Source organism: Salinivibrio sp. MA351 (assembly GCF_001996065.1).
Taxonomy (GTDB): domain Bacteria; phylum Pseudomonadota; class Gammaproteobacteria; order Enterobacterales; family Vibrionaceae; genus Salinivibrio; species Salinivibrio costicola.
The window spans coordinates 70636-87722 of record NZ_MUFG01000010.1; the positions used below are offsets into that span (position 1 = coordinate 70636).

Below are 17087 nucleotides of genomic sequence, written 5' to 3' on the forward strand. Positions count from 1 at the left end.
AAGCGCACCTGAAAGGTATCCAGGTATCCTTATCTTAGCCTAGAGCGTGAAGGTGACATCTCCTTGGCAGCACAGTTGCAAACTGATGACAGCATGGCATAGTGAGGCCCGTATTTACGTCGTTATCGGCGGCTACCGCACTTATACAAAAGGAAGGCTAACTGTATGGCGTTGCATTATGAGATTGTGCCGGTCACGGCATTTCAACAAAACTGCTCGATTATTTGGTGCGATCAAACTCAAGACGCAGCGATCGTCGACCCAGGTGGTGACGTGGCTAAAATTCGCCAAGTGATTCATTCACTCAATGTCACCGTGACGAAAATCCTTCTTACTCACGGCCATTTAGATCACGTGGGTGGCACAGTAGAATTGGCTAACGCGCTTGATATTCCGGTGATTGGTCCGCACAAAGAAGATGCATTTTGGTTACAAGCCTTACCGGCGCAGGCACAAATGTTTGGTTTTGCCCACGCCGAGCCGTTCGAGCCGGATCAGTGGTTAGTGCAAGGTGATACGGTCACCGTCGGCAAGCATACTTTGTCGGTCTTATTTACCCCCGGGCATACGCCAGGACATATTGTCTTTGTGGATGAAGAAAGCCGTACCGCATGGGTAGGCGATGTGTTATTTAACGGTGGTATTGGCCGTACCGACTTTCCAAAAGGCGATCACGCGACCTTGATTGACGCCATCAAGAACACGCTGCTTCCGGTGGGAGATGATGTGACTTTTATTCCCGGCCACGGTCCCACGTCAACGCTGGGCCATGAGCGTAAAACTAATCCTTTTCTTACCGGTGCTTTCTAACGCTTGTCACTAAACTGGCTTGTACTCAGAGTACGGGCCAGCTTGTTTGTTTAGAGCCTGTTTGTTTAGAGCCTGTTTGTTTAGAGCCTGTTTGTTTTGTTTAGAAGAGCCTATTTGTCCCAAGACCATTATTGCGTACTGGCAGCAGCCAGATAGCGTCTTGTCACCCCGATAAAGTCTTCTAGGGGGCGATCGAGTAAGTCTTCGCTGATAAAAATGTCATAACCTAACAATTCGCGCATATATCGCATACGATTGGCCAACATCGCCATCAGACCTTTATAAAGCACACCATTGGCACCACGATATGGGGTGTCATCAAACATCATATCTTCCAATGGCTTACTGGGTTTGCTTCCCGCACGACGGTAAGCTGTAATCAGTAATGCCCGTTGAGTCATGATGATATGAGTCACCATTCTCAAGCTAATACTATCTAATAATGCATCATAGTGTTTGATTTTAATCCCCATCCAAGGCAGTGGCTCGCCAAGGCTTTGCGGATAGATTTGAGGGATCCCTATCGTGTCAATATGGCGCCATTTGAGTGCCCAACCGCCACGAAAGCTGTGATGCTGTATATGCATAAATGAGAGCGAAAACGACAGTTGTACGCGCTGCAGAAGTTTATGTATGGCATATAAAATTGCGCCGATAGCGATCAGGCCGATAATGCCTTGCCCAAGTGACAAGGAGGGTTGGATTAAAAAAAAGCATACCAATGCAAATGCGACAACCATTGCGATTAGCATGCTCCATCGCGCCGCTTCAAATTGGGGCGGGTAGATTTTTATTGTCTTGAGTGCATCCATAATCTTCCATTCCACGCCATAGATAAAGCGGCGAGTACAAGCGTTTAGCCACGATTTACTTTGTAAGTGTACGATGAAAGTGTCTGATTAGTTTGCCTAAAAAACACCGAATAGGTAAACATTTGTCGCTGAATGTCACGAACTTTGCACCGACTAAGGGACGCTTACCTACAAAAGTGAGCTGAAATTTGGTATAACACGCGCTTTGTTTTTCACCCGCTGCTTTCAGCGAGCCTGAACGTAGTGCGTCGGAGTAGGATGATTGAATGAAAATTTCTCACAAACGTAAAGTACAAGGTAAACTCAACAAGCGTGTTAAGGCATCGTCGCCAGCGCGTCAACGTCCCGTAAAAGCGAAACCCGCGGTAACGGCTAAACCGGCGGTAGACTCTGCAGCAAAAGCGCCCGTTGTGGATACCGTTTCGTCATTCACCCCTAAGCAGCAGCAAGTATTAGACATCGTTAAAGCCAATCCTGAAGGGATCAACCCGAAAGGCATTGGTCTGGCTGCAGGACAAGAAGACAGTAAAGCCGCTTCTTGGGCGACAGGTGCGTTGAAAAAATTGACCGAAGAGGGCGCAGTCGAGCGTGTTCAAATGGCCGTCAACAAGGTGATTTACAAAGCATCTTGATCAGTGTTTGCTCATCCGCTTAAGTCGTATGATTTGTCTTTGTACTTAAGCGGGTGTTCGATAACACCGCCTCTCAGTTACTTCATTTTGCACATGCTAAGAAAATCGGTTTCTTTTCAACTATTTGTTTTCTTTGTGTTAAAAAAGCTTTTCGAAATAATCGTGTTACGTGTATAAAGCATGATCGAGTGCAAAATACTGTATAATCTTCCAGACATCTGTTTAAAACTGCTTATAGTGGGTGTATCCGCTTAGGTTTTAGTCTGGAGGTAAGCCATGGATGCGCTGTCAACCCAGCTGAAAACACCCACAGAGGTTGTTTTCGATTACACACATTTTTTGTGTGAAAGTCAGCAGCCCAATTGGACTTTTTTCGATATTTTTCGAAGCTTGTTGCCCATGTTTAATACTGTGCTTGAGTATCAAGCGGGTGGCGTTCAATCACCACTAACCGCTCAAGAGCGCCTACAGCAAGACGCCGCGCGTGTGATGTCAGTGCGTCATACCGATACATCCAATTTGGTTCAACTGGCCGGTTTGGCTCGTGCGCAAGGAATTAAAGAACTCACTGTATTGATGCCTTATGCTTTAGAGTATCGGCAAATGGAGTCGATAAGCCACCAAACAGGCGCACAGCTTGAATACAGTAATGAAAACCGCGAGTGGGTTAGATTTACTTTCATCTCTGACGCGGATACTTGCCTGCACTGAGGCGCGTACTAATGACGTTGTGCCAATGTTGGATCGACGCGTGCAATCCACTGCTGATTGTGTTCGTAACAGGTTAAACGTGTCAATGTGGGTGTAAACGCAATGATCGCACATGACGTATCTGCGGCCATTGCGGCGTCAATCAGTGCTTCATCGTCAAACCCATGCCGACGATAAATCATCCTTACCTGATTGGTATTAATTCCCCAATGACTAAGCTGCTCGGCGTTCAATGAGCGGGGTGGATTAATGATCGTGATCCACTTTTGCTGTCGTGCTTTGAATGCTAACGCCTGTAACATCGACAGCCAATGGGCATTGATGGGTGTCTGTGCGTTCAACGCAGAGGAATAATAGCTTCCGTCACGCATCTGTACTGACGTTTGCGTCGTTGCTTGATTTGACTCATTAGACATCGCGTACATAAAGAACCTGTATATATGATCATTACTGTATGCATAAACAGTACTTGTTTGTGGACTGCCTCGCAAGTTACTCGTTGACTAATTTGTGATCAAGATCGTGAACAATTTCCACCCGTTTTTAAGCAATTGCTAATGAGATTGATTTAATAACTTGCTAAACTGGCCGCTTTTCATCTTCTCGGAGAAACCATGGAGCAAGAATTTTGGCATCAGCGTTGGGCTGAAAATCAAATAGGGTTTCATCGGGACAGTGTGCACCCAATGCTTATGCGTTACTGGTCAACACTTTGTCCAATGCCCGATGAGACAGTACTGGTGCCTTTGTGTGGCAAATCCATCGATTTAAACTGGCTTGCGGAAAAACACGAACATGTGATTGGTGTAGAACTGAGTGATATCGCGGTACGGGCCTTTTTTTCAGAAAACCTGTATACCCCGCAAGTTCACCGTGCGCCGTCGGGTCATACACATTATTGTTTCGATGAGTTGGAGTTGATCAGTGGTGACTTTTTTACTGCACGTTTGAGCCCGACTTCGCTGATCTACGATCGTGCCGCTTTGGTGGCGATGCCACCGTCGATGCGGGATCAGTATGTGCATCGTGTGCGTGATCTTTTAGCGCCGGGAGGCCGCCTATTACTGATCACTTTGTTTTATCCTCAGGCCGATGATAATCCGCCGTTTTCCATCGATACGTCAATAGTGGAAGAGGCGTTTTCAGGGCTCGATATTAGGTTGTTAGAGACGCAAACCGAGCCAGAGGGTGACCGAGGTGAGCAAGTCTGGTTGATAAAAGCCAACGCTTAGTGCTCGGTTTGGTAGAGCCATGCTCGGATAGCGCCGTTTTGCGCTAGACGGTTTTGACTCGAGGTTGATTAGACTGTCGTGATTCCCAGTGGGTAATAAAGAAAACGGCTGCGATAATAATTCCTGCGCCGAGCCATAGCCGGCCAGGTGGAACCCAGCTGAATACCAGCCAACCAAAGAGGACGTTCAGCGGCAGTTTAGCGTGATCAAACGGCTGAACAAACGAGGCATCTGACGCGGCATAGGCTTTGGCTATTGCCCACTGTGCGAGTGCGGTGAGCATTCCAGCACCGAACAGCATCCACCATGCCATTGCAGATGACGGCAGTGTCCAGTCAGGCACGGCCAAGAGTAGATTAAATGGGGTGATCAACAAAAGGAGGTAAACGACCATCGTGGTCGGTGGATCGTAGGCTGATAACCGTTTCACCATTAATGAATAGGTCGCCCAAAAGAAAGCGGCGCCTATCGGCAGTAACGTTGCCCATGTAAAACCATTTGACCAAGGTTCTAGGATAATCATCGCGCCACAAAAACCCGCAAGTGTGGCCAAGCTACGTGCAATACCAACCCGTTCACGAAGAAATAGCCCCGATCCTATGGTTGCAAACAGCGGTGATGTCATTAGTAGGGCTATGCCTTGCCAAATGGGAACCGGATAAGCGAGCGCCCATAGCCAAAGTTGGATCCCAATAACAGAAATAAACACCCGCAAACAATGTTGCCCAAGGTGCTGGGTTTTTAAAGATTGACGAATCCCCAGTTGCTTTAACCAGGGGATCATGGCCACTAAGGCAATGGCATATTGAATAAAAGCAACGGTCGTCGAAGGCAAGCCCAACTTGAAGCTAACATATTGAGAAAGGCTGTTGACTAATGCGAAGCATAAGCCTGCAGTGAGCATCCAGGCCGCGCCTTGGAGGGGATGATGAACTTGTTTCATTACCGTGACAATCCGAAAAAAGACGTACGGATAGTAGCGCAAATTAGGCCTCAGAGCGATCAGAAATCCCCGCTGAGGCCAAGCGTATCATGTGGTTAAGTTGAAAGGGTCGAATAGACGAAAGGAATATCAGGATCCATCGCGTCCAATGTGGCTTGGGTATCGGTCAGATGGCTCACCGTACTGTTTGTCATCTCGGCCAGCGCCACCGACCGAATGTCGTCCCAGTGATAGCCGGCCATATTGGTCGCAATGAGCGCCACTTGAAGCGGGGGTAAACTCGGGTTAAACGCTGCATTTTCGGCATACATCCCAGAGAAAACCGCCCCATCAGATGTTTCAACGGCCACGCCGCTGTAGTTACCCGAATACGGTGCATGACTTCGGTTCGCCGCATCGGCGGCAGCTTTGAGTAGTGGAATATCAATATCGTCTGTGGGTAACTGGTGTGGCGCGTCAGTTAATAAACGTGATTCAACCCCTAAATCGGCAGGACCAAAGGAATCAGGTAAATACGCATGTAACGGTTTGGGATCCGTTTTTGGTAGCTGAATGGTGAGTGATTCTGCACCGTTTAGCTCATTCATAAACTGACGGCAATGACCACATGGGCTGTAGTTGATCGTGATATCGGTTAAGCGAGTTGCCCCTTTGGTCCACGCATGGGCAATCGCGCATTGCTCGGCGTGAATGGTTTGGCCTAGTTGCACCCCTGTGAACTCAATATTGGCTCCCAAGTATAGGGTGCCATCTTCGCCACGAACGATGGCGCCAACGTTAAACGTTGATATCGGAGTCACCGCATAAGCCGCCGCTATTGGCAATAGAGTAAGACGCAATGCGGCGCCAGATAGGCCACTTTCGGCTTCCATTTGCGCCACTTGCTCTGGTGAAAATGTCGCACCAAAGTGTGTGTCAGTTATCCAATCAGAGACAACGCGTTGTAATGCGTCGGGCAATTGTGTCAGTGCATCGGTTAGTGCAGTTCGCATAGCATCACTTCTTAGTCATTAACGGAGGCTCAGTGTAGGGAAGCACTCCTGATAATTATGTGATTAAAGTCACGCATGATATGCAAAACTGATTTCGTTGCTGAAAGTTAGAGTGACATCAATGTTTTTTCGCCTTCTAATTTTGCCAACGCTAACGCTGCAAAAGCCAATGTTGCCAGCGCGAAGGTCACCGGATCCACGATCATTAGAGATAAGACAAAGTCAGATAAAACATCAACGATCTGAGCTCACAACGCGAATAGTGTGAGTGTGAGCTCGAAAGTACTCGGATTTCGCGTCGACGAACAGCTACTGCGTTAATAACGCAGTAATGCCAATAATGAGGCTTGCGGTCGCAATCAACACAATAAGCGGTTTTGTAATGCTAAAAGAGGGATCCCCTAATGCCGGTGATTGCGTTGCCGGAGGTGGGGTGAGATCAGGTTGATTTTCCGCCGGTGTGGTTGGCCGTTGCGCAAAGGTTTGTTGGGGTAAAGCAACACGAAAACCAAACTCGCCAACCACGTCAAAGGGCAAGCACTTTTTACCGTTGCGGTAAGACTTAGCCATGAGCGAAGTGACCACACTTTGGTGTTGTGCAAAAGAACTGTCGGGTAATGCGACTTGTTTAAACAAGGTGCGACTTGACAACACCTCGCCTGCGTAATAACAAAGCATTTCGAGCATTCGTGATTCTTCATACGACAAAACCGTGATTGCCTGATCCGTCCAATACAGTGTGCGACTCTCTGGCTCAAAATCTACTTCAGGAAAACGGTAACAGCGTGTATTTACTTTTGTTGTCATCATCAAGCCCACTCCAAACGACAGCTTTTATAAAAGTGTGGACTTAAATCACAGAACTGCAACTCGTTAGCATGTCTTTTTTGGGTCTAGTTATGCAGGCATAATGTTGAATTTTCTGATTTTATAAGGAATAACAATAGATTAAAAAAAGCACAACCGCTATGGCGCCATAACGGTTGTTGAACCTATCGAAAAACACGACATCGTATCTCGAGGCTAACCGACTAATGATTCGACGTAATGGTAGACCGCTTTCAAGATACGGACCTTGTGCTCATCCGCCTGATGATGATCCGCAAGTTGCTGTAGGTTGTCCATGTACGTGGGAAGGTGTGTTTCAAAATAATCGCGGCGGTGCATAAACCATTGTTTTTGTTCATCGTCAGTAAGTGTCCACGGATAGTTGCGGGCACGATAACGAAACAACAGAGGTTTGATGCGCCAATCGTCGACACTCAAGTCAATCCCGGCAAGGTTTTCTGGATCTTGCGCGCGGATAATGTCCATCGCGCTGCGATCACTTTTTGAAAAAAAGCCAGCATACAGTGCGTTATCAACATCTTGATTGTCAAAGGGCTTGGATTGCGCGAAGACAGCCACCAGCTTCTCTCGGATTTCGGGCGCCGCCTTTAGTGCTTTAAGATGTTGAAGACATGCTTCTCTATCCACGCCAAGACGCGCGGCATCGTCAGGACGAAGTACTTTGGCATCGGCTAAGACCGGACATTTATTGATATGGATAAGCTTTAATGGTGCCGGCAATTGGTCGTCACTCAATGCTTGACGAGGAGTATATAAACGCTCACGGAGGGCATCGGCATCAAGCGCGAATAAAGGTGAAGGATCGCGGGCAAGATCAACGGTGATCACGGCATTGGGGTTGTCAGGATGCCATGCCACTGGCACAACCCAACTGGTGTTGCCTCGCTCGGTGCCAAACATACCTGAGACATGTACCAGTGGTGTCATGTTGACCACGTCAATCAGGTGCTTAATTTTATTCTTATGGCGGTGAGTGAGAAGGTAATCAAACAACCGGGGTTGCGCGGCTTTCACTTTTTTCGCTAACTCAATGGTCGCGTGGACATCCGCCATGGCGTCATGCGCATCACTGTGTTCAATGCCATTGGCGACGGATAAGTTTTCTAACTTAAAACTGGGCTTACCGTTTTCGTCATGTGGCCATTCAATCCCTTCAGGCCGCAACGCGTAACAGGCGCGCATCACATCGAGTAAATCCCAGCGCGAGTTTCCGTTTTGCCAGCTCCACCCATATGGGTCAAAAAAGTTACGATATAAGGTATACCGTGTCACTTCGTCATCAAACCGAACATTGTTATAGCCAATTACACAGGTGTTCGGTTGAGACAGAGCCGCATGGATTTGGGCAATAAACTCGGGTTCGGGCAGCCCTTTTTTCAGTGCGAGCTGCGGGGTAATGCCTGTGACCAAACAAGCTTCTGGGGCCGGCAAGTAATCATTGGGGGGCTGACAAAATAGCACCAGAGGCTCGCCAATAATATTAAAATTACTGTCGGTGCGAACGCCAGCAAATTGGCAAGGCCTGTCTTTACCCGGATGGGTACCGAACGTCTCAAAGTCGTAAATAAAAAAGGTTGGCTGGTCCGCGTCTGTCACAATCGAATCCAATTTGATCAAACAAAAGAAAGCAGAGTCAATACCCTGCGATAAGTGCTCATGGTAACACTGGCAAGACGTATCACCAATCCTGTCGGTGGTAAGATCAAATGCGTCAAAGCCTGCAACGAGGCAGGCTCTGATCGATCATCTACAAACAAAGGCGCATTAAGAGGCAAGCCGCTTCAGTGTTTGCTTCGCCTCGTCGATGGCTTTTGTCGCGCTTTCTTCGCCCATAGCGAGGCCTTCTGCATAGACAAACTCGACATCTGTGATCCCAATAAAGCCAAGCACCGTTTGCATATATCCGGTGACATGATCCGTGTCTCCTCCTTTATGCATCCCCCCTCGTGTGGTGACCACAATGGCGCGCTTACCGGTTAGTAGGCCTTCAGGACCGTTTTCGGTATAGCGGAACGTTACCCCTGCACGGGCAACCAGATCAATCCATGCTTTTAGCTGCACGGGGATGGTAAAGTTATACATAGGTGCCGCGATCACTAGAGTATCGCTTTGTTGTATTTCTTCAATCAGTTGGTCCGATGCCTGTTGCACCTGTTGTTGCGGCTCAGTGAGCTCGTCTGCGCCACGCAAACCACCGACGTTATTTCCTGTTAGCGTAGGCAAAGGAGTCGCCGCCAGATCGCGCTCAATCAGCGTCTCTGGAGACAGGGAATCCACTACACTGTCAATGACTGCGTTTGAGCTAGAGTAGGGGCCGAGAATGCTTGATTTTAAGACCAGCGCTTTCATATATTTCTCCTTAAAATGGGTTGGCGTGATTCAGCACACGTTAGAGTGTAGAGAAACGACACGGTAAAACCAGCGTATAAATTCGTTAAACTTGTTCAAAATTTTTGTTGGGTCCGGTTATTTCTCACGGTAGCGTTGCGCTGAGTGAATAGGGGCGTATGATGTCGCCCGATAGTCGTCCAGAATGTAAAAATAATGTTATAATGCCCGTTGTGTTGATAAAAAACGAAGATCAAGAACGGCAAAGCGCCCGATCAAATCACAAGTCGGTCACTTGTGGGACACAACGGGGTTTGAGGAAATGTGCGTGAAAAACTTATTTATGTTAGACGTGGACGGTACGCTGGTAGACAGCTGCCAAATGGACCACGAGTGTTTCAGCCAGGCGATTGATGAAGTCACAGGTTTAGCGGTTCCAGATAATTGGGGAAGCTACACCAATGTGACCGATGCGGGGATCATCGAAGAGTTAATCGACACCCATGGACTCAACCATGACAAGATCAGGCTGTTTAGAGAGATCAAACGGGTGTTTAGGCAAAAATTGGCGGTTAGGATTGCAGAGAAAGGCTTAGCGCCAATTCCCGGCGCGGTGGAATTTGTAGAACACATGCGCCATGTGCCCTCGGTTGAATTAGCCATTGCTACCGGCGGGTGGGAAGAAACCGCACGAATGAAGTTAAAAGCGGCAGGTTTTAATATCGACGGCATTGTATTTTCATCTTGCTCCGATGCCATGAGCCGGAGTGAAGTCATGGCGTTGGCGGCATTTCGAGCCAAACAAGATTACGGTGTGTATTTTGATCGTCGAATCTATTTCGGTGATGGTGTATGGGATAAGCAAGCCACGCAATCACTGAACTATGAATTCGTCGCGGTGGGTGACAAGGTAGAGCACGAGGTGCGGGTGAATCACTTTATCAATCCTCAAGCAATTCTTGGTAAGTTAGGGATTGAGGAAGCTGAGCGTCAATACGCTTAATCCCCCTCGCCCCACATATGCACAACAAGCCGGTTCAGTCTATGAACCGGCTTTTTTTGTACAAAGTAACTGGCACGCGATCATGCTGATTGTGAACAGGATTGCGCTATCTCGCTGGCCTGGTCACTGTCTTGTGACGAAAAATACGCTTGGGTCTCTTCAATCACGACTTTACGCAGCAGTAACAAACCGATGAGGTTGGGGACCGCCATTAAGCCATTAACAATATCGGCAAGAATCCAGATCGTATTCAGTTGAATAAAGGCACCGGATGCGATCAAGCCGATAAAGAATAGTTTATAGATATAAATCGCTTTTTTGCCAAACAAGTACGCGACGCAGCGCTCGCCATAGTAGTGCCAGCCTAAAATCGTCGTGAAGGCGAAAAAGAGTAGGCCGATATTCACTAACATAGGGCCAACGCTGCTCTCCATGCCCACGGCAAAGGCATGCGATGTCATTGCTGCTCCCGCTAATTCGCCTGACCATGATTGCGTTAAAATTAACGTTAACCCTGTCATGGTACAAATCACCAAGGTATCGATAAAGGTGCCTGTCATTGATACCAACCCTTGCTCAACGCACGAGTCGGTTTTAGCGGCCGCCGCGGCAATGGGGGCACTCCCTAAGCCAGACTCGTTAGAGAACACACCACGGGCAATCCCTGATTGAATGGCGAGCATCATACCGGCCCCAGCAAAGCCGCCGGTGGCTGCCATGCCGTTAAACGCGGACTCAAACACCAGGCCAACCGCATGGGGTAATTGGGATATATTGGCGCCGAGTACCCACAAGCAGGCAGCGACGTATAATACGGCCATCACAGGAACGATTTTGGCGGCGACGGCCGAAATAGATTTCACGCCCCCGATAGTCACTAACGCCACTAGTACCGTAAGGATAGCAGCGACGGCAACGGTTGGAATATTAAACAAATGGGTCGCGGCGCTACTAATGGCGTTCACCTGTGGGAAAGTGCCAATACCAAAACAAGCCACGCCGATGCCGAATAGGGCAAATAATTTGGCTAATATCGGCTTGCCGGCGCCTTTGGATAGGTACATCATCGGCCCGCCAAGCATATTACCTTTATGATCGGTTTCGCGGTATTTCACCGCCAGTAAACACTCAGCGTATTTGGTCGCCATCCCTAAAAAAGCGGCTAACCACATCCAAAATAGTGCGCCTGGGCCCCCTAACGAAATTGCTGTGGCAACCCCGATAATATTACCGGTACCAATGGTGGCAGATAATGCGGTACATAGCGCGGCAAAACCAGAGACATCGCCTTGGCTGGTGGCATCAGAAGGTTTAAATATTTGCTTGAGCGCAAAGGGTAAACGGCGGAGTTGGAGCAAGCCCAAGCGAACGGTAAAAAAGAGCCCGGTACCGGTTAATAACAATAAAAGCGGTGGGCCCCAAATCCAGCCGTCAATGGTGGCAAGAAGCGCGGGTATATCGGGTAGTTGTGAAAAAAATGGCATTAATCCCCCTTTAAACATCAAAGGAGAAGATAGACCACACTAATATTAACAAAAGTGCTACATATTGGGGTGGGTATCTCCTCTGTCCTTTTGCCTGAGAGTTTCACTTGAAAACAAGCTTGCTCCTTCGGCGCCCGAATTAACGGGTCTCTCCAGAGTTTCCTCCAACAGCAGTCCATACAATTAAGTGCCTGAAAGATTTACTTCTTCGGCGGATGGCATTTGCCATCTCTCTCCTGCTGTCTTCATCGGAACGTCGTTATGACGGAAAGTATGATAGATCACAGAAATATGAATGCAATGCAAAATTAAGTGAACAGGGCATTGTTCTTCTGAAAAGGTAAAAATTATCGCTTTATAGAAGGTTCTACTGGCTATAGATGCCGCGTGATATGTGTCAGTTGCCTGAGTGTTTCTTGCACTTATTAACGCCCGTTTTTAAACGAGGTGGCTCAATGTTATAAGACATTGGCCGATATTATTATTACCATTAATCGGTAACCACTGACTCAACGAGCCCTAGCATGACCACTTGGAACGAACTTTTAGGCGTGAATGCCGGCGAAACGGCCGCGCAGGTTAAACAACGCTATAAGCGACTTTCTAGCCGTGTGCATCCGGATAAAGGTGGCAGCACTGGGTTGATGCAGCTGGTCAGTGAAGCATACCAGGCCGTTAAATCAGGGAAGGGCGACGATAGCGCTTTAGGGCAAACGCAAAACGAGGGAAGTCAGGCGGCGTTACGCAGCCAGGTTGCACGCCTGCAAAAAGAGTTAGCGGTGTTGCAGCAAGAAAACCGCACCCTCAAATCTCGTCAGGCCGGCCAACAAATTCCGGCACACCTCACGGCTAAAATTGCCAAACTTGAGTTTGATAACCGCCAGTGGCGAGAGCAGTACCAAAAACTTGAGCGTCAGCACCAATCATTAGACGGACAACATGCGCGCCTGACACGTGAGCACGACAAAGAAAAAAAAGAGGCCACACAACGCAACCGTGAGCTTAAAGATGCGTTAACGCGCGTGGAACAGCTAGAAACGGAGCTGACGCATAAAGCCACTCCAGTCACTTTAAAACCGGCTAAACCTGGGCTGGCTTGGCGTTGGGTATTGGCCTCATGGTGCGCCATAGCACTGGTAATGGTGCCTTTTGGGCAATGGCAACGGTGGCTTGCTCCACTTATCGGTGACAGCCAGCCTGATACCGCGCAACGTGTACGTATCATTAATCCCAAGCCACCAGCCTCTGAGCCGGTTGATACTGTTGCCGCCACTCAGTCGCCCTCAGCACCGCCGCCGAGTTTACCGGCCGCGCCGATGATTGAACTTAACCCGACGGCAGAAAAATGGCATATCAATCAATATACTGATATCGCCCAGCCGTATCTCGCGCTGCGTAGTCAACAAGGCTCATACATCGTGGCAAATTGCGTGGGCGATTTTTACATCTATTTGAACCGCAGTTATCAACCGTTGCGCGTGCCACCTAATCTCGATTACGTCGCACAGCGGCAGCACTTTCATGTGTATGCGATTCCTTATGGCCAAGGGGCATCTATCGATAGTTGGCAATTAGCACGTAAGGTACAAATATTCGATGACACCTTTGTGAGTGCTGATCTGACCCCGAAGTTAAGGGCGTTTGAACAATCGTGCCGACAAATACCGGATCTTACTGCGGTGAACCGTGAGTAGGCAGCGGTACCGCGAGTGTTCACGATTAAAGATGGCAACCGTCAGATAGAAGGAATTTCAACTCAGTATCGCCTGAATGTATTACACTGATCAGTAAGCAATAACACTTATTTGAGGCCAGTCACTATGCTCGATCAAGCGATGTTCGCGCACCAATTTGAGCCACCGCGGCAAGACAGTGCAAGCGGCGTATTTCGGCGCCACAAGATAGCGGTGTCGCATTCGGTATCGCTCGAAGCGTGTGTGTCCGGGATAGGCATTCCGGCTTGGTCGGAAACGCGCACAGCCGCAAGCCAAGATGCGGGCGTGGTGAAAACGATGATGGCGCAGGGTGCCAGTGTGATCGGCCAGGTGCAAATCGATCCGCTCGGCTTTAGTATCACCGGATTCAATCCTTTTTATGCCGAACTTCGCAACCCCCACTATCGTCAATACCGTGTGGGTGGTGCCAATGCCGGTATCGCAGTCGCAGTGGCGAAAAAACTGGCGGATCTGGGTTTAGGCAATGATGCGTTCGGGGGCGTGCGGATCCCCGCCGCGCATTGCGGCCTCTATGGCTATCGGCCCACGCCTGGTTTGGTCGATACTACCGGGATAATCGCCATGGCTGATACCTTTGATAACATTGGCGTTTGCAGTGCGAGTCTCGGAGATTTAAGCCAGTTTCAAGAGCTGGTGGCAAAGCCCTCAACCGCGGTCACCAATATTCAAGGTGTGGTCATTGCTGAGCCAATTTTTGCCTTGTTTTACTCGGATGAAGCAATGAAGCAGGTCTACCAACACCTCGAACAGCTTCACCTTCCCCAAGAAACCACCTTAGCGATGAATAAATTAGTGCTTACTCGGGTAGAGAAAACCCAAGTTGCGATTGCCAGTCAAGAATTTTTACTGATGTATCAAGCTTGGCTAGACAGCGCCGAACTCGACTTACCTACCTCAACCCAAGGCTACCTTGAACGGCTGCGGGAAGTGGATTACAAAGCCCATTATCAGGCCAAGAAAACGCGCAAGCAGCTCCGCGATACCATTGCCGCCATGTGGCCGAGTGATAAGGTATTGATTATTCCCTCAACACCAGGCGCGATTTTGCCCCGTGATGCAGACCAACCCGCCAGTGATACCTTTAATCTCGCCCAGCGCCGCCTTATGGCGTTAGCCGATGTGTGTGGATTACCACAACTAACAATGCCTTTATTCACTCACGATAACGTGCCCTATGGGATAACGTTACTTGCTCATCCCTATAAAGATAAGTTGTTGATGGAAGTTGCGCGTCGATGGTTAAACTAAAGGATGGATTGCTTCCTTATCCTCAGCTTCGTCAAGAAATTTCTATAAAAAACCTTTTTACCTCGGTAAACGCATGATTTATATGTTTTAAATAAGTTTTATGTTGTGCGTTTACTATCAACAGAAACTGTGGATAACTGGTTGGATTAGTCGGTGTTTAACTTTTTAACTATTTGATATTTAAGAGGTTAACTTAGTGCTTTATGAGGTTTGGCACGCAGGCCTCGTGGTATAAGAAAGTGACAAATTGGCTGTCACCTTCCCGTAACGTTTCGGAGACGCCCAATTAACGCATCCACGTTATTCACAAAACACGATCTATCGCTAAACCTATCACTTTTTGGCGGATTTTATTTTGTATTGCGTCTTGCAATGGCTACGTAAGACGTGCTCTGACCGTAGGGCCTGATGCTTGGTTTTACGCCCGCGCGTCCGCTCACGCCATACCTTAAAGCTGCGTGGTTTTAACTCGCGCCGCATCAAAGCGATGACGTCATCCTGACGCAAGCCATACAGCGTTTCAATCGCCTCAAAGGGGGTTCTATCTTCCCACGCCATTTCAATGATCCGGTCAATGTCTCCCGGTTGCTCGTTCAATGCCATATCGGTCTCCTTGCTCTAGTGGCAAACAGTACGCGTAGAGCATGAAAGACCGATCAGCGTGAGCCCTCAGACTGAGCAATGCTTTTACCCTTGTTTTTGGGATATTTAGAAATAAATAGCGAATACAGTCAGTTACGACTGGGCGTTTTTAATAAGGGTAAAAAACGATTTTTATCCTAACGGCCTGTTGTCACAGGCTATTATTTCGTTATTCTATAGTTCACTGCCGCACAGGCAGCTTAGAAATCAACGCAAAGCGCGTGGCCGTTGGCTAGCTTGTTCACTGCCGCACAGGCAGCTTAGAAACGCCCGTATGTCAGCGCGCGTGACGTCGACGCGTTCACTGCCGCACAGGCAGCTTAGAAATTCCGGCACGGACGCACGCAGCTCCGCGACTAGTTCACTGCCGCACAGGCAGCTTAGAAATCAAGTTGCAGTCCCGTTACTTGCTCCCACTGGTTCACTGCCGCACAGGCAGCTTAGAAAGTTAGACCGTCGGTGTTAACCTGAATCATTTCGTTCACTGCCGCACAGGCAGCTTAGAAAGTTACGATGTGCGTTCCGACCCACTTAATGATGTTCACTGCCGCACAGGCAGCTTAGAAAAATAGTGCTTTGGTGTCGATGTCGTCACCCGGGTTCACTGCCGCACAGGCAGCTTAGAAAGTTGTTTTATCTAACGACATACAAAAACCCTGGTTCACTGCCGCACAGGCAGCTTAGAAAGCAAGTGGGTAGTAGCCGAGGCGGGATTTTATGTTCACTGCCGCACAGGCAGCTTAGAAACATCGCCACGGATCCAGAGATAACGATCATATGTTCACTGCCGCACAGGCAGCTTAGAAAACTCCATGAGCGGCGCTGTCTGGGTCAATTCCGTTCACTGCCGCACAGGCAGCTTAGAAATCTCGTATCTCGCTAACTGTGCCATCAAAGTTGTTCACTGCCGCACAGGCAGCTTAGAAATTTTACTTGCTCGCGAAAATCACTACGCAGCGGTTCACTGCCGCACAGGCAGCTTAGAAATAACTCAGCGTTTTGCTGAGCTTTTCGAAAAGTTCACTGCCGCACAGGCAGCTTAGAAAGCCCGGTAATGGCACCGCAACGCCCATCGACTGTTCACTGCCGCACAGGCAGCTTAGAAAATAACGCAGATCTGCCCCAAACTAATTTGGAAGTTCACTGCCGCACAGGCAGCTTAGAAAATGATTAAAACAATTCCAAGATAAACCCTTTTGTTCACTGCCGCATAGACAGCGTAGGTGACACAAGCCCCGGCACGGTGTTGGATATGTGCAAATTGCCAACGGGCGCCTGTCACGATCGAGGTTAATCGTTGGCTCCGATGTCGGAGGCGCGCAGTCCGCTTGGGTAATACATGACAGACATCGCACTGGCGCTTGTCCGACCTACACACCATTTTAATATCGGAGGTGCCATTGGCTTACATTGGTTATCGGAACAGCCACTTTTGGCCCGATGATACCATTCGCGTAGGTGACACAAGCCCCGGCACGGTGTTGGATAGGTGCACATTGCCAACGGGGGCCTGTCACGATCAGTGCCAATTTGACGACGATGGTGCATAGCGTAAGTCATACCAAGCTTGAATGAGAATCTTTATGTGTGCTGCTGTATATCCAACGTTGTTCGGCTGAATCAATATGAGTTAAAAGTTGGGAGTCACTGACAAAAGCGTTATAT

Annotated in this window: 16 protein-coding genes, 1 CRISPR repeat array and 1 riboswitch; of the genes, 7 read left to right on the forward strand and 9 right to left on the reverse strand. The window is 48.6% G+C overall.

The window, feature by feature from the left end; genetic code table 11:
* Nucleotides 1–165: 165 nt before the first annotated feature.
* Nucleotides 166–810: an MBL fold metallo-hydrolase gene (locus BZG78_RS07380; RefSeq protein WP_077460613.1), complete on the forward strand. Its 645-nt coding sequence runs from the start codon at nucleotides 166–168 to the stop codon at nucleotides 808–810.
* A gap of 128 nt (nucleotides 811–938) precedes the next feature.
* Here the strand turns inward: BZG78_RS07380 and BZG78_RS07385 are convergent, their stop codons facing one another.
* Nucleotides 939–1622 carry a DUF2982 domain-containing protein gene (locus BZG78_RS07385; protein WP_077660808.1) on the reverse strand — a complete coding sequence of 228 codons (684 nt, stop codon included), beginning with the start codon at nucleotides 1620–1622 and terminating at the stop codon, nucleotides 939–941.
* Between the two features lie 266 nt (nucleotides 1623–1888).
* Between BZG78_RS07385 and BZG78_RS07390 the strand changes: the two genes are divergently transcribed.
* Both BZG78_RS07390 and BZG78_RS07395 read left to right on the forward strand, forming a co-directional pair.
* Nucleotides 1889–2254, forward strand: coding sequence for a MarR family transcriptional regulator (locus tag BZG78_RS07390; RefSeq protein WP_077660809.1), 366 nt, complete (start codon nucleotides 1889–1891; stop codon nucleotides 2252–2254).
* A 276-nt stretch (nucleotides 2255–2530) separates the two neighbouring features.
* Nucleotides 2531–2965, forward strand: coding sequence for a hypothetical protein (locus BZG78_RS07395; protein WP_077660810.1), 435 nt, complete (start codon nucleotides 2531–2533; stop codon nucleotides 2963–2965).
* Nucleotides 2966–2973: 8 nt separating this feature from the next.
* On the opposite strand, the gene BZG78_RS07400 is transcribed toward BZG78_RS07395, so the two are convergent.
* Nucleotides 2974–3381, reverse strand: coding sequence for a hypothetical protein (locus BZG78_RS07400; RefSeq protein WP_131825315.1), 408 nt, complete (start codon nucleotides 3379–3381; stop codon nucleotides 2974–2976).
* A gap of 198 nt (nucleotides 3382–3579) precedes the next feature.
* On the opposite strand from BZG78_RS07400, the gene BZG78_RS07405 reads away from it, so the two are divergent.
* Nucleotides 3580–4197 (forward strand): thiopurine S-methyltransferase, encoded by a 618-nt coding sequence (locus BZG78_RS07405; protein ID WP_077660811.1) that lies wholly within the window; start codon nucleotides 3580–3582, stop codon nucleotides 4195–4197.
* A 43-nt stretch (nucleotides 4198–4240) separates the two neighbouring features.
* Here BZG78_RS07405 and BZG78_RS07410 read toward each other — a convergent pair whose 3' ends face one another.
* From BZG78_RS07410 to BZG78_RS07430, 5 genes are all read right to left on the reverse strand, one after another.
* A complete protein-coding gene (locus BZG78_RS07410) occupies nucleotides 4241–5140 on the reverse strand; it encodes a DMT family transporter (RefSeq protein ID WP_174566346.1) in 900 nt (299 codons plus the stop codon).
* A gap of 95 nt (nucleotides 5141–5235) precedes the next feature.
* Nucleotides 5236–6132 carry a cytidine deaminase gene (cdd, locus tag BZG78_RS07415; protein WP_021023608.1) on the reverse strand — a complete coding sequence of 299 codons (897 nt, stop codon included), beginning with the start codon at nucleotides 6130–6132 and terminating at the stop codon, nucleotides 5236–5238.
* A gap of 309 nt (nucleotides 6133–6441) precedes the next feature.
* Nucleotides 6442–6942, reverse strand: coding sequence for a hypothetical protein (locus BZG78_RS07420; RefSeq protein WP_236719563.1), 501 nt, complete (start codon nucleotides 6940–6942; stop codon nucleotides 6442–6444).
* 213 nt (nucleotides 6943–7155) lie between these two features.
* The gene (sbcB, locus tag BZG78_RS07425) at nucleotides 7156–8577 is read right to left on the reverse strand and encodes an exodeoxyribonuclease I (protein ID WP_077660812.1); all 1422 of its coding nucleotides are present in this window, start codon (nucleotides 8575–8577) and stop codon (nucleotides 7156–7158) included.
* A 168-nt stretch (nucleotides 8578–8745) separates the two neighbouring features.
* Complete coding sequence (locus BZG78_RS07430; RefSeq protein WP_077660813.1) at nucleotides 8746–9330, reverse strand: FMN-dependent NADH-azoreductase; 585 nt, start codon at nucleotides 9328–9330, stop codon at nucleotides 8746–8748.
* A gap of 307 nt (nucleotides 9331–9637) precedes the next feature.
* Here BZG78_RS07430 and BZG78_RS07435 point away from each other — a divergent pair, with 307 nt between their 5' ends.
* Complete coding sequence (locus tag BZG78_RS07435) at nucleotides 9638–10312, forward strand: HAD family hydrolase (protein WP_236719564.1); 675 nt, start codon at nucleotides 9638–9640, stop codon at nucleotides 10310–10312.
* Between the two features lie 80 nt (nucleotides 10313–10392).
* Here BZG78_RS07435 and BZG78_RS07440 read toward each other — a convergent pair whose 3' ends face one another.
* Nucleotides 10393–11796, reverse strand: coding sequence for an alanine/glycine:cation symporter family protein (locus tag BZG78_RS07440; RefSeq protein WP_077660814.1), 1404 nt, complete (start codon nucleotides 11794–11796; stop codon nucleotides 10393–10395).
* Between the two features lie 72 nt (nucleotides 11797–11868).
* Nucleotides 11869–11962: riboswitch (glycine riboswitch) on the reverse strand.
* Between the two features lie 358 nt (nucleotides 11963–12320).
* Here BZG78_RS07440 and BZG78_RS07445 point away from each other — a divergent pair.
* Nucleotides 12321–13490 (forward strand): J domain-containing protein, encoded by a 1170-nt coding sequence (locus BZG78_RS07445; RefSeq protein WP_077660815.1) that lies wholly within the window; start codon nucleotides 12321–12323, stop codon nucleotides 13488–13490.
* A gap of 126 nt (nucleotides 13491–13616) precedes the next feature.
* Nucleotides 13617–14780 carry an amidase family protein gene (locus tag BZG78_RS07450; protein ID WP_077660816.1) on the forward strand — a complete coding sequence of 388 codons (1164 nt, stop codon included), beginning with the start codon at nucleotides 13617–13619 and terminating at the stop codon, nucleotides 14778–14780.
* Between the two features lie 333 nt (nucleotides 14781–15113).
* On the opposite strand, the gene BZG78_RS07455 is transcribed toward BZG78_RS07450, so the two are convergent.
* Nucleotides 15114–15383, reverse strand: coding sequence for a TIGR03643 family protein (locus BZG78_RS07455; RefSeq protein ID WP_021023599.1), 270 nt, complete (start codon nucleotides 15381–15383; stop codon nucleotides 15114–15116).
* Between the two features lie 218 nt (nucleotides 15384–15601).
* Nucleotides 15602–16648: a CRISPR direct-repeat array (repeat unit 28 nt; unit sequence GTTCACTGCCGCACAGGCAGCTTAGAAA).
* Nucleotides 16649–17087 lie beyond the last annotated feature (439 nt).

Coding starts and splice junctions, on each gene's coding strand:
- BZG78_RS07440 (WP_077660814.1), bottom strand. CDS start 11,796: ATGCCATTTTTTTCACAACTACCCGATATACCCGCGCTTCTTGCCACC.
- BZG78_RS07420 (WP_236719563.1), bottom strand. CDS start 6,942: ATGATGACAACAAAAGTAAATACACGCTGTTACCGTTTTCCTGAAGTA.
- BZG78_RS07410 (WP_174566346.1), bottom strand. CDS start 5,140: ATGAAACAAGTTCATCATCCCCTCCAAGGCGCGGCCTGGATGCTCACT.
- BZG78_RS07380 (WP_077460613.1), top strand. CDS start 166: ATGGCGTTGCATTATGAGATTGTGCCGGTCACGGCATTTCAACAAAAC.
- BZG78_RS07450 (WP_077660816.1), top strand. CDS start 13,617: ATGCTCGATCAAGCGATGTTCGCGCACCAATTTGAGCCACCGCGGCAA.
- BZG78_RS07430 (WP_077660813.1), bottom strand. CDS start 9,330: ATGAAAGCGCTGGTCTTAAAATCAAGCATTCTCGGCCCCTACTCTAGC.
- BZG78_RS07385 (WP_077660808.1), bottom strand. CDS start 1,622: ATGGATGCACTCAAGACAATAAAAATCTACCCGCCCCAATTTGAAGCG.
- cdd (WP_021023608.1), bottom strand. CDS start 6,132: ATGCGAACTGCACTAACCGATGCACTGACACAATTGCCCGACGCATTA.
- BZG78_RS07390 (WP_077660809.1), top strand. CDS start 1,889: ATGAAAATTTCTCACAAACGTAAAGTACAAGGTAAACTCAACAAGCGT.
- BZG78_RS07395 (WP_077660810.1), top strand. CDS start 2,531: ATGGATGCGCTGTCAACCCAGCTGAAAACACCCACAGAGGTTGTTTTC.
- BZG78_RS07455 (WP_021023599.1), bottom strand. CDS start 15,383: ATGGCATTGAACGAGCAACCGGGAGACATTGACCGGATCATTGAAATG.
- BZG78_RS07405 (WP_077660811.1), top strand. CDS start 3,580: ATGGAGCAAGAATTTTGGCATCAGCGTTGGGCTGAAAATCAAATAGGG.
- BZG78_RS07445 (WP_077660815.1), top strand. CDS start 12,321: ATGACCACTTGGAACGAACTTTTAGGCGTGAATGCCGGCGAAACGGCC.
- BZG78_RS07400 (WP_131825315.1), bottom strand. CDS start 3,381: ATGTCTAATGAGTCAAATCAAGCAACGACGCAAACGTCAGTACAGATG.